This is a genomic window from Dermabacter jinjuensis, from assembly GCF_902381725.1.
Lineage (GTDB): Bacteria > Actinomycetota > Actinomycetes > Actinomycetales > Dermabacteraceae > Dermabacter > Dermabacter hominis.
Window position 1 is genome coordinate 1,782,244 of record NZ_LR698963.1, and the last position, 14,056, is coordinate 1,796,299.

Genomic DNA, 14,056 nt, shown 5'->3' on the forward strand with positions numbered 1-14,056 from the left:
ACCGACAACCGCCGAGGTACAACCCATGACGACCATCGACCGCGTGACCGCTCTGCTCGAAAGCCTCTACCCGCTCCAATGGGCGGAAGAGTGGGACCGCGTGGGCCTCGTGCTCGGGGACCCCACCTGGGAGGTCCAGCGGATACGCCTCGCGGTGGATCCGACGGTTGCCGAGGCTCGCGAGGCTGCGAAGCGTGAAGGAACGCTCCTCATCACGCACCACCCGTTGCTGCTACGGGGCGCGAGCTTTCTGCCGGCAACGACGGGTAAGGGGGCGGTGGCGACCGAAATCCTCCGCTCGCGCGGAGGGCTGTGGTGCGGGCACACCAATAGCGACCGTTCGCAAAACGGCACCGTCGGGGCATGGCTTGAGCTGCTGGGCCTTTCCGATGCCAGGGCGCTTGAGCCGGGTAAGCCCGCGGACGATGAGTCCTTCTTTGGCCTAGGTGCCGTGGGAGAGTGTGCCGAGCCTTCGACGGTCGGTGACGTGGCCCGGCTTATCGCGAAGAGCGTGCCCGCCACTGCTCAAGGGGTCCTATTTACCGGCGAAGCGGATCGCGAGGTGCGCCGTATTGCGGTGTGCCCGGGCGCCGGGGACTCTTTTCTTGAGGCCGCAACGAACGCGGGGGTGGATCTTTACATCACATCGGATCTTCGCCACCACCCCGCCCTAGAGCACCTCGAATCGCGTGCGGATCACTCTCGCGTGCCCGCGCTCATCGACCTTCCGCACTACGCGAGTGAATACCTCTATCTGCCGCGTCTCGCCTCGATTGTGTGCGAAGAATTCCCCGATCTTGAGGTCGAGGTCTCAACTCTCTCAAGCGATCCCTTCACGGAGGCAGTGAGATGAAACGCCTTGTCAAGCCCACGCCGGTCCACGAGGGCGACAAGGTTGCCGTACTCTCGCCCGCGTGGGCGGCTCCCGCGTACTTTCCCGCGATCCACGAGCAGGCGATGAGACGGCTCGAAGAGATCTTCGGGCTCGAGGTCGTCGAATACCCCACGACCCGTGCACTTGGCGCGAGCCCCGAGGAACGTGCCCGCGACGTGAACGCCGCTTTCGCTGATCCCGAGATCCGGGCGCTTATCTCGACTATTGGCGGTAACGATCAGATCCGTATTCTTCGTTACCTCGACCCAGAACTTCCCGTCGCTGATCCAAAGCCGTTCTTCGGTTATAGCGATAACACCAATCTCCACTCGTGGCTTTTCGCGCACGGGCTTGCAAGCTTCTATGGCGGCTCGACCATGGTCCATCTCGGGAGTGGTCCGACGGTGGATTCCGAACATGTCACCTCACTTCGCGCGGCGCTCTTTGGTGAAGGGGACCTGACCTACACTCTTCCCGCCGATAGCCAAGATTACGGGTTCGATTGGAGCGAAGAGCGCGCCCTCACGGAAGCCTCGCCTCGCGAGGCCGCAGTTCCTCTCGAGTTCTACGGATCACGAACGCGCGTGCGCGGTCGCACATGGGGTGGATGCCTCGAGGTGCTCGACCAACTCGCGTGGGCGGACCGTCTGCCCGACCCGGCCGAACTCGAGGGCGCAATACTCGTGTGTGAAACATCGGAAATGCTCCCGAGCCCCGACCTCGTGGGCCGCTGGATCCGTGGAATGGGGGAGCGCGGCTACCTCGAAGCCGCCGCCGGGATGCTCGTCGCGCGGCCCGTCGTCGACGACCGGGACAATCCCGCCCCCGAGAATGTGCGCGCGGCTCGCCGTGCGGCGCAGCGTGACTACGTGCTCGCCGAACTTTCGCGATACGCGCCGGGTCTTCCCGTGTGTTTCGGCGTTCCTTTCGGACACACGCGCCCGCAGTACGTTATCCCTTACGGTGGGGAGGTCACCATCGATACGGGCCGGGAAGAGGTCGTAGGCCACTACGGGCAGTGAACGTCAGCGGCGCTCCCAATCGTCGATCACGGTGAGTGTCCGCCGAGTTTTGCCATCGGTGATCTCGAAATCCAGTGCATCGCCGAGGGCGGAGGTGAGCACGTCGAGGACGCCCTCAGCTGTTGTCGCAGCCTCTGGCGCCGCGCAAAGAGCACGCGCAACGAGGCCTCGGTAACGCTTAGCGTCGTGGCTGATCACCTGGCGCGTGCCCTCGCGCACCGCCACCGGGGACACCTCGAAAACCTGCGCGCCCTTAAGCGGCATCATCGAGCGATACGCACCAGAGCGGCAATCGATCACGATCTCGCCGCTACGCTCGATTGCTGCGCCAATGTCTTTGAGATGTCGCTTCCACCATGTCGAGACCTTTCCAAGTCCCAACACTTCGCTTCCCGCTGAAAGACGATAGGCGGGGATGAGGTCCTCGGTGCAGTCGACCACCCCAAAGAGTGCGGACTGGACGAGAAGCCGGCAGCCGTCGGACACGGAGACCGTGCCGAGGGCATCGTAGAGAACTCCCGAATACACCTCGAGTGGCGGTGCGACCGGTTCCCGCTCGAGGTGGGCCATGCGCTCGCGCAGCTCCGGTTGAGTAGTCGGGATTTTGAGTGCGCTCATCGCGGTGTCGCTCTCGGCAGTGAGCTTTGCCGCGCGCAGCATGTCCTCACGTGCTTCACGTAGTTCACCCCACGACATCGAGGCGAGATCGAGACTCGGTGCTTCGAGGGCGGTAGGGCGAGTTTTCGTTTCCGACGGTGGTAAGAGAATTAACATCTCGCGCGTGCTCCTGTTGGTCGGGCGTGGAGTAAAGTTGAGGACTGGACCAGTCAGCTGGACAGTCGCGAGGTATTGCCTCGAGGAAAGTCCGGGCTCCCCCTGGCACGGTGGTGGGTAACACCCACCCGGAGTGATCCGCGGGCCAGTGCCACAGAAAGCAAACCGCCTGCTATGCAGGTAAGGGTGAAAGGGTGGTGTAAGAGACCACCGCGGCGCCAGCGATGGTGCCGGCACGGTAAACCCCACCGGGAGCAAGGTCATGCAGGAGGCGCCAAGGCTGCCAGGCCGAGTCTCCGGGTAGGCCGCTCGAGGTCGTCGGTAACGGCGATCCTAGATAGATGACTGTTGAAACAGAACCCGGCTTATAGGCTGGCTGGTCCGCGCCTTAGGGGCCCCCGATGCCCTTCGCCTCAGGCCTCTTCGACCGACTCAGCAGCGAGTTCCGCCGCCGATTCGTTCTTCTTGTCTTTTTTCACTTCGAGCTTACGCTCGGCGTGAGCAAGTGCGGCCGCACCGATGATGCCTGCTTCGTTGCGGAGTTTCGCGGGCACGATATCGGTTTTGAGATCGAGGAAGTGAAGGTACTTCTTCGCGTCTTTCGACACGCCACCGCCCACGATGAACAAATCGGGGGAGAAAAGGAACTCAACGTGGCCGTAGAACTTTTGCAGACGCTCCTTGGCCCATTCCTCGTAGCTGATGCCGGCCTTCTCGAAAACCGAACTCGCGGCGAACTTCTCAAAGCTCTTTCCCTCGTACGTGAGGTGGCCGAGTTCCGAATTAGGAATGAGCTTGCCGTCCATAAACATTGCCGAGCCGATTCCGGTGCCGAGGGTCGTCATGATGACGAGGCCAGACTTGTTCTTGCCTGCGCCGAACTCCATTTCGGCGATGCCGGCGGCGTCAGCATCGTTGACGACGAAGACCGAGTGGCCCGTGACCTCAGACAGGAGGGTGTCGACATCGGTGCCGATCCACGAATCGTCGACATTTGCCGCAGACTTCGCGACACCGTGCTGAATGATCGCGGGGAAGGTCACGCCCACGGGCATGTCCGCGGGAACATCAAAGGAGTCGATGAGTTCCTTGACCGTTTTCGCGACCGCATCGGGGGTTGCCGGTTGAGGCGTGGGGATGCGCACGCGCTTCTGGGCGAGTTCCCCCTTCTTCAGATTAACGGGCGCACCTTTGATGCCGCTGCCGCCGATATCGATTCCGAATGCTTCCTTGGCCATGGTGAAAGGTTTCTCCTTGCGGGGTGACAATGTCCTTTAGTCTACGCGGAAATCTCAGCGTCCGGATCGGTCAGAATCTCGTAGCCGTCCTCGGTGATGAGGAAGGTGTGCTCGAACTGCGCCGTATAGCCCTTATCGCGTGTCGTGACCGTCCAGCCGTCGTCCCACTGATCCCACTCACGTGAGCCGAGCGTCACCATTGGCTCGACCGTGAAAATCATGTTGGGTTCGATGACATCGTCGTAATGAGGCGCGGAATCGTAGTGAGGGATGATCAGGCCGTTGTGGAAACCCTCGGCGACGCCGTGCCCCGTGAACTCCCGCACCGATTCGTAGCCGAAGCGGCCCACATACTTCTCGATCACGCGGCCCACGACATTGACCTCGCGGCCGATCTTCGCGGCTCGGATCCCGCGGAACATCGCTTCCTCAGTGCGGTCGATGAGATCCGCTGCCTCCGGAGCGATCTCGCCGACGGGGAATGTCGCGTTCGTATCGCCGTGCACGCCATCGAGGTACGCGGTGACATCGACGTTGAGAATGTCGCCCTCTTCCATGACGGTGGAGTCGGGGATGCCGTGGCACACCACTTCGTTGAGGCTCGTGCAGCACGACTTCGGGAAGCTCAAATATCCAAGCGTCGAGGGGTAGGCGCCGTGATCGAGGATGACCTCGTGGACGATGGCATCGATTTCGTCGGTCGTGATCCCCGGTTGTGCTGCCTTGCCCGCTTCTCGCAGCGCGATTGCGGCGATGGCGGAGGCGCGGCGCACGCGCTCGATGATCTCCGGGGTTTGCACGTAGGGGCCGCAATTATCGGATTTCGCTTCGTCTTTGAACGCGTATTCAGGTCGCGCGATCGATGGGGGAACCTGTCGAAGGGGGCCGATGGTTCCCGGTTCAAGCACGGAACGGTTTTCGGGGCGAAGCCAGTGGTCTACAGTCATGGTTACCAGTTTGGCAGGTTCATCTGGATAACGACTAACGAAAGGCCGTGTGATGAGCGAGTTCTATTACAACACCAAGACCTCTGAGATCGAAGAAGGTATGCAGAGCCCGGCGATTGAGCTCATGGGCCCGTACCCGACCCGCGAAGCTGCTCAGCACGCGCTTGAAAGCGCGGCTGAACACAACGAACAGTGGGAGGAAGAAACCGAGGAGTGGAACGAGTACTACCGCGACGACGACGATCAGGACGACGAAGACCGGTAGTGCATCGACCTCACTATTGTTCGAAGGTGTGCTCTGGGGCGGGGAAGCTTTTCGCGCGCACCGCGTCGGCGTATTCTCGCGCCGCCCTTGACAGTTCGGAGCGCAGGTCGGCAAACGCCTTGACGAATCGGGGTTCGAAGCCGCTCAGCCCCGCCATGTCTTGCCACACGAGCACCTGACCATCGCATCCTGCCCCCGCGCCGATGCCGATCGTTGGTACTTCGAGCGTTTCGCTCACGCGTGTCGCGAGTGGAGCCGGCACGAGTTCGAGGACGACGGCGAAGGCGCCCGCCTCTTCGAGAGCAACCGCGTCGGCCAGGAGAGCGTCGGCCCCCTCCCCGCGGCCCTGCACCTTAAATCCACCGAGCTGATTGACTGACTGAGGCGTGAATCCCACGTGCCCGCACACGGGGATTCCCGCGTTGACGAGCGCCTCAACCTGGGGAAGGATTTCACGGCCGCCCTCGAGCTTGACCGCGTGTGCCCCCGCCTGCATGAGTTCGACACCGTGACGCACCGCGTCCTCAACACTCGCTTGGTAGGTCCCAAAAGCGAGGTCGGCAAGGACCAGGGGGCGCGTGCACGAGCGAGCAACGGCCCCTGTAAAGCGCACGATGTCTTCATGCTTGGTGTACACGGTCGAGTCGTACCCGAGCACGGTGTTCCCCGCCGAATCACCCACGAGAAGCACATCGATACCGGCCTCGTCGAAGATACGGGCGCTGAACGTGTCGTAGCTCGTGAGCATCGTGATCGCTCTGCCCTCCTTCTTGAAATCGCGGAGGGTGTGGGTGCGGACCTTGCGCGGTGTGGCGCTCTCGCTCACGGGAATTCCTTTCGTGCGTGTCCAATGCAGCGGGTGCGACCTCAGCGTAGTCGGCGCGGCGGGGGACTTCTGGGGCGTAGCGGGCGTGGGGCACAATTGATGTATGGAACGCCACCAGGATTCAGTGCTCAGGCAGGTCGAGGAACAGGGGATCGATTACATCCGCCTATGGTTCAGTGATGTCGTGGGGCGGCTCAAGTCGATCGTGATTTCCCCCCACGATCTCGACAAAGCCTTTGACGAAGGGATCGGAATTGACGGGAGCGCGATCGAGGGCCTGACCCGCTCCTATGAATCCGACATGCTTTTGCGCCCGGATCCCTCGACCTTTCGGGTCATGGGGGCGCCGCGCGGCGGCGAAGCGGGCGTCATGATCTGTGATGTCTTCACGCCCGATTCCGAGCCGGCAGCTTCGGATCCTCGCCGGGTTCTTCGCGATGCCCTCGCGCGTGCCGAAGCCAAGGGCCTCGAATTCTTTACCCATCCCGAAGTGGAGTTCTACCTGTTCGAACGGGCCTATGAACAGGGGGTTGGCCTTACCCCCGTCGATCAGGGCGGGTATTTTGACTACGTGCAGCGAGTCGACGGTAGTCGGTTTAGACGCGACGCTATGCGAGAGCTCGAGCGCATGAACATTCACGTCGAGTACTCCCACCATGAGGGCGGGCCGGGCCAAAACGAGATTGACCTTCGCTACGCGGACGCACTCACGACCGCAGACAACCTCCTCACGCTTCGCGCCGTCGTGAAAGGCATCGCGCTCAGCGAAGGAAAATTCGCGAGCTTCATGCCGAAGCCCATGATTGAACACCCGGGTAACGGCATGCACACTCACCTGTCCCTTTTTCAAAATGGCACGAACATTTTTCACGAACCGGGCGCCGAGTACGGGTTGTCGCGAACAGCGCGCCACTTCATCGCAGGCTTGCTTGTGCACGCTCGCGAGTACTCGATCCTCACGAACCAGTTCGTCAATTCCTACAAGCGTCTGTGGGGAGAACAAGAAGCCCCGAGCTACATCGTGTGGGGGCACAACAACCGCAGTGCCCTCGTGCGCGTTCCGTTCCATAAGCCTACGAAAGGCACGAGCTCGCGCGTCGAGTTCCGCGGTCTCGATTCGGCCGCCAATCCCTACCTCGCATTCGCGGCGCTTCTAGCCGCGGGCCTCAAGGGCATCGAGGAGGAATATCCGCTGCCAGAGGGGGCAGAAGACACCGTGTGGGAGCTGACCGAACGGGAAAGAAACGCCATGGGCATCGAGCCGCTCCCGTCGGATCTTCTACGCGCGATCGAAAGCTTCGAAACCTCCGAGCTCATGGCTGACGTCCTCGGCGAGCAGGTCTTTGAATACATCCTGCGCGATAAGCGCCGTGAGTGGGAGGGGTACCGCCGCCAGGTCACCGACTCCGAGCTGCGCACGACCTTCGATATTTAGACCACGCATGAGACTCGAGACCGGCGCGATCCAGGCGCTCCAGGCGGGCACAGGCGAAGGAGAATTCAGCCACTTCGATCTGGCGCGGCTCGGTTTCGTCCGCACGGAAAGGAGCGCTGCTCTCCTCGCGAGCGATGCTCTCTCTCGGGTTCCTCCCGCGATTGTGCGCGACATGGGTGCGTCCGCGGACCCGGATGAAGCGCTCCTTGCTCTGATGCGCCTTGCCGAATCTGCAGCGGAAGCCGGCGAAAGCACGCAGTTCGACAGGGTCGTTGCGGATGAAACACTTGGGCGCACGCTCGTGAGGATCCTCGGCAGTTCGGTCGCGCTTGGGGACGCGCTTGCCCGTCACGTGGACGCACTCGAAGAAATCCTCGAGTGTCCGACGCTTGCCGGCCCCACGCGTGAGCGTTTTCGCGAGGTGATGCTCGCCGCCGTCGGCACACGCGCGGATGCTGCCGTGGCCGTGGCGGAAAAGGGGCCCGCGCCGCGTCATGCTTTCCGCCGCGCGTACTATTTTCTCCTCGCTCAAATCGCGGCTCTCGATGTGTGCGCAACCGATCCGTTTGCGCATCAGGAAGAGATCTCGACGCTCCTCAGCGACCTCGCCGACGCGGCCCTCGAGGGGGCGCTCGCCCTTGCTCGCGCGGCAACACCCGAGCACGACAAGGTGCGACTCGCGATCATTGCCATGGGTAAAACTGGCGCGCGCGAGTTGAACTACATCTCAGATGTTGACGTCATGTATGTCGCTGAAGCCGCTCGAGGCGGCGTGAGTCAAGAAGAGGTCACCACTATTGGCAGTGCCCTCGCGCGTGAAGTCGCGCGCGTATGCGCGGAACGCACAGCGGAGGGAAGCCTGTGGCAGATTGACGCCAACCTTAGGCCGGAGGGGCGAGACGGCGAGCTCGTGCGAACGCTCGAATCGTATGCCCAGTACTATCGAAAATGGGCTCATTCGTGGGAGTTCCAGGCGCTTTTGAAAGCCCGCGCATGCGCGGGAGACACCGAACTCGGTGCGGAGTTTGAGCGCCTCACCGCGCCGCTCGTGTGGCAGGCTTCGACGCGTGAGGGTTTTGTTGAGGACACTCGCGCGATGCGCGCCCGCGTGCTTGCCAGGGCTGATGCTGACCGGGATCTCAAGCTTGGGCGCGGGGGACTGCGCGATATTGAGTTCACCATCCAGCTGCTCCAAATGGTGCACGGGCGAACAGACGAGCGAATCCGTGAAGCTGGCACCCTGAGCGCACTGGACGCGCTCACGCGGGGTGGATACGTGGGCCGAGAGCACTCGGTCGAGCTCGCCGATGCCTACCGCTACTTGCGCGTATGCGAGCACAGGCTCCAGCTTTGGCGCCTTCGGCGCACACACATGCTGCCGTCAACCGAGCCCGACGAGCGGCGCCTCGCCCGCGGCATCGGCACGCGGGTGGAGAACCTTCGCGCCGATATCGATGCCGTGCGCAGGCGCGTGCGCCAGCTACACGAGGAGATCTACTACCGCCCGCTCCTCGTGACATCGGCGCGCCTGAGCGATGGCCAGATTGCGCTGAGTCCCAAAGAGCAGCGCGCTCGCCTCGAAGCGATCGGCTACCGAGATCCCAAGCGCGCACTTCACCACATCGATGCGCTCACCAAGGGGCTCAGCCGCGCATCCGCGATTCAAAAACAGCTGCTGCCCGCCTTCCTCGAATGGTTCGCGAACGGTGTCGATCCTGACCTCGGCCTGCTGTCCTTCCGGCGACTTTCGGATACCCTCCGCGAAACGCACTGGTTCCTTGGGATGTTGCGCGACTCCGGCGCAGCCGCCGAGCGTCTTACGCGCATCCTTTCGAGTTCTCGATACGTCGGCGAACAGCTCGTCCTGCATCCCTATGCCGCGCGCTGGCTCGCGAACGATGCTCAACTGACGCCCCTGAGCCGCACACAGCTTTCGGGCGAGCTTGACGCGATCGCGGGGCGCGCGGACAGCGAAGACGACGTGATTGACGCCCTTCGAACCGTGCGCGCGCGAGAAATCGTCCGTATCAGCATCGCGCACCTGTGCGGTCTACTCGACCTGCCGTCGCTAGGGGAGTCTCTGACGACCCTTGCCGAGGCAATCCTCACCTTCACGGTTGAATTCGTGCAACGGGATACAGATGTCGAGCTCTGCGTCGTCGCGATGGGATCGTTCGGCGCTCGTGAAATGGGTTTTTCCTCCGATGCAGACGTCCAGTTCGTGTGCGCGAGAGGCACGGAAGAAGCGATTGCCGCTGCCTCACGCGTGCAGAAAATCCTCAACGCCCCCGCCTCGGGCATCAACATGCGCGTCAACGCCGATCTCCGCCCCGAAGGCCGTTCCGGCCCGCTCGTTCGCACTCTCGCGAGTTTCGACGACTACTACGCCCATCACGCCGAACGGTGGGAAAGCCAAGCACTGCTGCGTGCCCGCGTCATCGCAGGCTCCGAAGACACGAAGGCAGCCGTGACCGCCGTCATGGACCGCGCGAGATACCGCGCGGGAGGTATGGACGATCGCGATCGGCGCGATTTCGCACGGATGAAGGCCCGCATCGAAGGGGAAAGGCTCCCGCGAGGCGTGAAATCGACGCACCACCTCAAACTCGGTCGCGGAGCGACGACCGACGTCGAGTGGAGCGTCCAACGGCTTCTTCTTGAATACGCGGGGGACGACGTAAGCCTCCGAGCCGTCGGAACCCTCGACGCGCTTGCCGCCCTCGAGACCGCCGGGCACCTGAGCAGCGCCGACGCAGAGGCGCTGCGTCGAGCATGGCTCCTCGCATGGGAGCTACGCCGCGCACTCTTTTTGTGGCGGGGGCGTGAAACCGACGCTCTCCCTACCGACCTGGTCGACTTGCGCGCGCTCGCAGCGCTCGTGCACGAACCCGTGGACAACGCCCGCGCAATCGAGGAGAGATACCTCAAAGTCACGCGCCACTCGCGCCAGGTCGCCGAACGCCTGATCTTCGGCGAGTAGCCTGAAGAGGCTATGACCTCACCCGAATTGAGCGCCCAAACCGCACGCGGACGCATGTATCGCATGGAGCCCGGAGGAAAACTCATCCATCCCTCCATCACCACGGTCGCCGGGATGCGCGCAAAAGATCACCTCAACGGATGGTACGCGCGCATGGCCTCGAAGCGCGCCCTCGAGATGTTCTCGTACCTCGACCGCAACCCGTCGCGTGCCTTCGACGAGATTCGCCGCGTCAACCGCAACAGCTGGACCACCCAAAAGCGCATCGCAGAAGCCGCCCCCGACTATACGAAAACGACGGCAGACTTCGGCACCTACGTCCATGCCTTGTGCGAGGCGTGGGAGCGATCGGGCGAGCGCCCCACTGATGCCGACATGCGCGATCTTGCCACCGAGATGCGCAGCGGCGGTGACCTGTTGAGCATGGAGACGAACCTCGGCGAGCTCGTTCGGCGTGCCAACGTGCGCCTCGATGGCTTCGCCGGTTTCCTCGACGATTTCCAACCGGAGTTCATCGAGATCGAACAAACCGTGGTGAACCGCACGGTGGGTTATGCCGGCACGACGGACGCGATCGTCAAAATCGGCAACACCCTCCTCACCGGCGACATCAAAACCTCCAAAAAGGTGCGCGGAGACTACGCGCTGCAGGCAGTCGCGGTCATGAATGCCGAGAACCTCCTCGACAATGACGGAACCCTTCGCGACATGCCAGAGCTTACGGGCGCCTTCATCATCCACCTGCCCGAGTCCGGCGGGTACAGCGCCGTTCCGCTGCGCACGTCACAAGCCGAGTGGGAAACCTTTAAAGCCTTGCGAAAGGCGTGGGACTTCGCGCCAGATGATTGCGCGCTCAGCGAGGCACAGAGTCCAAAAGAACTCTTGCTCACGCTCTTGAACGCCAAGCTTTAGCACGAAGCCCCACGGCGCTTTATCCCCTTACAGGTCGTAGTAGAGCTCGAACTCGTAGGGGTGGGGGCGCAGCCTAAACGGCTCGACCTCAAACTCACGCTTGTACGCGATCCAGGTCTCGATGAGATCCTCCGGGAACACGTCCCCTTCGGTGAGGAAGTCGTGATCGCGTTCGAGCGCGTCAAGCGCCTCCTCGAGCGAAGCGGGAAGAGTCTTGATCTCCGCGTGCTCCTCCGGCGGAAGTTCGTAAAGATCCTTATCAATCGGCTCGGGCGGCTCGATACGGTTCCTGATGCCGTCGATCCCCGCCATGAGCTGAGCCGCAAACGCCAGGTAGGGGTTTGCCGAGGGGTCCGGCGCACGGAACTCAAGGCGCTTCGCCTTCGCCGAACTGCCCGTCACGGGAATGCGGATGGCGGCGGAGCGATTGCGGGCCGAATACACCATGTTGACCGGAGCTTCGAAGCCCGGCACGAGGCGCTTGAAAGAATTGACGGTGGGGTTCGTGAACGCCGTGAGTGCGGGGGAGTGTTCGATCAAGCCACCGATGTACCAACGGGCGAGGTCCGAAAGTCCGCCGTAGCCGCGCTCATCGTAGAAGAGGGGCTCTCCGTTCTTCCACAGTGACTGGTGGCAGTGCATACCCGAACCGTTATCGCCAAAGATCGGTTTCGGCATGAACGTCGCCGTGCGGCCGTTCTCCCACGCAACATTCTTGATGACGTACTTGAACTTCATGACGTCGTCGGCAGCCTGAAGAAGCGTCGAGAATCGATAGTTGATCTCCTGCTGGCCGCCCGTGCCAACCTCGTGGTGGGCGCGCTCGACCTCGAGCCCGACCTCGTCCAGGACACGCACCATTTCGTCGCGTAGATCAGCCATTTGATCCACGGGAGCAACGGGGAAGTACCCGCCCTTCATCGCGGTCTTGTAGCCCTGATTACCGAATTCTTCCTCGCGCCCCGTGTTCCAGGCAGCCTCGTTCGAATCAATCTCGTAAAAAGCGCCTTTGGCTTCGGTCTGGTACCGAACGGAATCGAAAATGTAGAACTCGGCCTCGGCGGCAAAGAAGGCGGTATCGGCGATGCCGGTCGAGCGAAGGTATTCCTCTGCCTTTGCGGCGACCGTTCGCGGGTCACGGCTGTAAGGCTCATCGGTGAACGGGTCAACGATGGCGTAGTTGATGACAAGGGTCTTTTGGTCGCGGAATGGATCGACGTAGGCGGTGCTCAGATCGGGGATGAGCTTCATATCGGACTCGTGGATTGCCTGAAAGCCGCGAATCGACGAGCCGTCGAACAACTGTCCCTCAGCGATCGCCTCTTCGTCGAACGTCTTTGCCGGAACATTGAAGTGCTGCATCACGCCTGGCAGGTCGCAAAAGCGGATGTCGATGAATTTGACGTCCTCTTCCTCGATAAACTTCACGGCTTCGCTGGGATTGCTGAACACGTATCCTCCGTCCGTGCTGGGCGCACGATTGCTATGAGTGTTTTGCGCGTCCTAGTTTACGGCCCCACATTGGACGGTTTGCGCACTGCGGGTGCACGAACGTACGGTTCAGGGATGAATAGCAGCCTCAATAGTGACGAGTCAGTCTCCAGCGCGAGTAAGCCTGACTCTTTCTCGGGTGCGGGTCTTGGCCTGCCAGACCAAGGGTCCGGCTCGCTCGCGCCCATCCCGCTCCGCTTTTTATCCACGTGCATCGATTGGGCTGCCGCGGCGGCGGTGTCGGCCGTTGTTTTTCACTACGACCCGCTCGCCACACTTCTGCTCTTTCTCGCGCAGGTCATTCTCATGCAAACGCTCTTCGGGGCGAGTATCGGGCAGTTTGTCACCTCACTTCGAGTTCTCCCCGTCACCGGGCGCTCACCCATGATCGCCCGTGCCGTCGTGCGCAGTGCGGTCATGCTCAGCATCATCAGTGCTTTCGTCGTGAACGATAATCGGCAGACCCTTCACGATCTCGTTGCAGGTGTCGTTGTCGTGCGTGCATAAACGCTCGTGTTCACATAAAAGTTGCCCCGCAAGTCAAGACTTGCGGGGCGCACGTGTGAATGAGTGCCGCCTTAGCGGCCGCGCATCGCTTTGCGATTCGGGCGCGCGCGCATCGGATCCACGCCCTTCGGGATCGCCTGGCGGACGGGGTTAGGCAGAGCGTGAAGGCGGCGTCCAATTTCGCCCGCCTCAGCCTTCGTGAGCTCGTTCTTCATCCTTGTGAGGTGGCGGTTGAGCTTCGGAAGAGGAACCTCACCCTCGCCGTGGCCAACGAAAACCGCGTGAACGGGCACATTCGGGAACATGCGGTTCATGCGCTTGACTTCTTTCGCCATGAGCTTTCGCGAGCCGCCGCCGGAACCCTCAGACACCAGTGCGATGCCTTTGCGTCCGCTCGCCCGGAAAAGCATCGATCGACTACGCGCATCGAAAGCAGCAGGCTCCTGCTCGACGTTCCACCCACGTGAAATTTGCTGCATCACCGCGATCGAAGCGCCGGGCTGATCCTCGATCTTCGCGTACGTCGCTTTCTGTGCCTTCCGGCCAAGGATGATCATCGCGATGAGAATGCCGAAACCGAGCCCGATGAAGGCGCCGTAGATCGGGTGACCGAAAGCGCCAAACACCAGGGCGAGCACGACGGGGAGCCCCACGATCGAGAGAACCATGAGCGGGGCTGTCGAGCGATCGTACGCCTGTGTCTCCTTGAAGACGTCGATCGTCTGCCGGATGCGGCCGGGCTTTTTCGCCTGAGCGGGGGCGTCGGTCGTATTCTTGCGTGCCAT

Annotated in this window: 13 protein-coding genes and 1 other RNA gene; 8 read left to right on the forward strand and 6 right to left on the reverse strand. The window is 62.1% G+C overall.

The annotated features are described in order from the left end of the window. Positions 1 to 25: 25 nt before the first annotated feature. Both FXY94_RS07905 and FXY94_RS07910 read left to right on the forward strand, forming a co-directional pair. The gene (locus FXY94_RS07905; protein WP_016664505.1) at positions 26 to 853 is read left to right on the forward strand and encodes a Nif3-like dinuclear metal center hexameric protein; all 828 of its coding nucleotides are present in this window, start codon (positions 26 to 28) and stop codon (positions 851 to 853) included. Further along, positions 850 to 1,896 (forward strand): S66 family peptidase, encoded by a 1,047-nt coding sequence (locus tag FXY94_RS07910; RefSeq protein ID WP_016664506.1) that lies wholly within the window; start codon positions 850 to 852, stop codon positions 1,894 to 1,896. The genes FXY94_RS07905 and FXY94_RS07910 overlap by 4 nt, the downstream gene beginning before the upstream one ends. 3 nt (positions 1,897 to 1,899) lie before the next feature. On the opposite strand, the gene yaaA is transcribed toward FXY94_RS07910, so the two are convergent. Then, positions 1,900 to 2,670: a peroxide stress protein YaaA gene (gene yaaA, locus FXY94_RS07915; protein ID WP_016664507.1), complete on the reverse strand. Its 771-nt coding sequence runs from the start codon at positions 2,668 to 2,670 to the stop codon at positions 1,900 to 1,902. Positions 2,671 to 2,719: 49 nt separating this feature from the next. Between yaaA and rnpB the strand changes: the two genes are divergently transcribed. After that, an RNA gene (rnpB, locus tag FXY94_RS07920) (RNase P RNA component class A) lies at positions 2,720 to 3,054 on the forward strand. Between the two features lie 29 nt (positions 3,055 to 3,083). On the opposite strand, the gene ppgK is transcribed toward rnpB, so the two are convergent. Next, complete coding sequence (gene ppgK / locus FXY94_RS07925) at positions 3,084 to 3,908, reverse strand: polyphosphate--glucose phosphotransferase (RefSeq protein WP_016664508.1); 825 nt, start codon at positions 3,906 to 3,908, stop codon at positions 3,084 to 3,086. 41 nt (positions 3,909 to 3,949) lie between these two features. After that, entirely contained in the window at positions 3,950 to 4,855 is a 906-nt protein-coding gene (gene map, locus FXY94_RS07930) for a type I methionyl aminopeptidase (protein WP_016664509.1), read from the reverse strand. 52 nt (positions 4,856 to 4,907) lie between these two features. Here map and FXY94_RS07935 point away from each other — a divergent pair, with 52 nt between their 5' ends. After that, positions 4,908 to 5,120, forward strand: a complete 213-nt coding sequence (locus tag FXY94_RS07935) for a hypothetical protein (RefSeq protein ID WP_016664510.1) — start codon at positions 4,908 to 4,910, stop codon at positions 5,118 to 5,120. A 13-nt stretch (positions 5,121 to 5,133) separates the two neighbouring features. Here FXY94_RS07935 and panB read toward each other — a convergent pair whose 3' ends face one another. Continuing rightward, positions 5,134 to 5,946, reverse strand: coding sequence for a 3-methyl-2-oxobutanoate hydroxymethyltransferase (panB, locus tag FXY94_RS07940; protein ID WP_016664511.1), 813 nt, complete (start codon positions 5,944 to 5,946; stop codon positions 5,134 to 5,136). A gap of 103 nt (positions 5,947 to 6,049) precedes the next feature. On the opposite strand from panB, the gene FXY94_RS07945 reads away from it, so the two are divergent. Genes FXY94_RS07945 through FXY94_RS07955 form a run of 3 tightly spaced genes read left to right on the forward strand, consistent with a single transcriptional unit; the run spans position 6,050 to position 11,273 of the window. Further along, the gene (locus FXY94_RS07945) at positions 6,050 to 7,381 is read left to right on the forward strand and encodes a glutamine synthetase family protein (RefSeq protein WP_040386537.1); all 1,332 of its coding nucleotides are present in this window, start codon (positions 6,050 to 6,052) and stop codon (positions 7,379 to 7,381) included. A 7-nt stretch (positions 7,382 to 7,388) separates the two neighbouring features. Then, positions 7,389 to 10,361 carry a bifunctional [glutamine synthetase] adenylyltransferase/[glutamine synthetase]-adenylyl-L-tyrosine phosphorylase gene (locus FXY94_RS07950; RefSeq protein WP_016664513.1) on the forward strand — a complete coding sequence of 991 codons (2,973 nt, stop codon included), beginning with the start codon at positions 7,389 to 7,391 and terminating at the stop codon, positions 10,359 to 10,361. Positions 10,362 to 10,373: 12 nt separating this feature from the next. After that, positions 10,374 to 11,273: a hypothetical protein gene (locus tag FXY94_RS07955; RefSeq protein WP_034373094.1), complete on the forward strand. Its 900-nt coding sequence runs from the start codon at positions 10,374 to 10,376 to the stop codon at positions 11,271 to 11,273. 27 nt (positions 11,274 to 11,300) lie between these two features. Here FXY94_RS07955 and glnA read toward each other — a convergent pair whose 3' ends face one another. Continuing rightward, entirely contained in the window at positions 11,301 to 12,725 is a 1,425-nt protein-coding gene (gene glnA / locus FXY94_RS07960; RefSeq protein ID WP_016664515.1) for a type I glutamate--ammonia ligase, read from the reverse strand. A 114-nt stretch (positions 12,726 to 12,839) separates the two neighbouring features. On the opposite strand from glnA, the gene FXY94_RS07965 reads away from it, so the two are divergent. Further along, positions 12,840 to 13,271, forward strand: coding sequence for an RDD family protein (locus FXY94_RS07965; RefSeq protein WP_016664516.1), 432 nt, complete (start codon positions 12,840 to 12,842; stop codon positions 13,269 to 13,271). 71 nt (positions 13,272 to 13,342) lie between these two features. On the opposite strand, the gene FXY94_RS07970 is transcribed toward FXY94_RS07965, so the two are convergent. Further along, positions 13,343 to 14,056 (reverse strand): DUF4191 domain-containing protein, encoded by a 714-nt coding sequence (locus FXY94_RS07970; protein ID WP_016664517.1) that lies wholly within the window; start codon positions 14,054 to 14,056, stop codon positions 13,343 to 13,345.

Bases quoted from the DNA above. Each gene is read 5' to 3' on its own strand.
- FXY94_RS07905 (WP_016664505.1), top strand. From the start codon at position 26: ATGACGACCATCGACCGCGTGACCGCTCTGCTCGAAAGCCTCTACCCG.
- FXY94_RS07910 (WP_016664506.1), top strand. From the start codon at position 850: ATGAAACGCCTTGTCAAGCCCACGCCGGTCCACGAGGGCGACAAGGTT.
- yaaA (WP_016664507.1), bottom strand. From the start codon at position 2,670: ATGTTAATTCTCTTACCACCGTCGGAAACGAAAACTCGCCCTACCGCC.
- ppgK (WP_016664508.1), bottom strand. From the start codon at position 3,908: ATGGCCAAGGAAGCATTCGGAATCGATATCGGCGGCAGCGGCATCAAA.
- map (WP_016664509.1), bottom strand. From the start codon at position 4,855: ATGACTGTAGACCACTGGCTTCGCCCCGAAAACCGTTCCGTGCTTGAA.
- FXY94_RS07935 (WP_016664510.1), top strand. From the start codon at position 4,908: ATGAGCGAGTTCTATTACAACACCAAGACCTCTGAGATCGAAGAAGGT.
- FXY94_RS07945 (WP_040386537.1), top strand. From the start codon at position 6,050: ATGGAACGCCACCAGGATTCAGTGCTCAGGCAGGTCGAGGAACAGGGG.
- FXY94_RS07950 (WP_016664513.1), top strand. From the start codon at position 7,389: ATGAGACTCGAGACCGGCGCGATCCAGGCGCTCCAGGCGGGCACAGGC.
- FXY94_RS07955 (WP_034373094.1), top strand. From the start codon at position 10,374: ATGACCTCACCCGAATTGAGCGCCCAAACCGCACGCGGACGCATGTAT.
- FXY94_RS07965 (WP_016664516.1), top strand. From the start codon at position 12,840: ATGAATAGCAGCCTCAATAGTGACGAGTCAGTCTCCAGCGCGAGTAAG.
- FXY94_RS07970 (WP_016664517.1), bottom strand. From the start codon at position 14,056: ATGGCACGCAAGAATACGACCGACGCCCCCGCTCAGGCGAAAAAGCCC.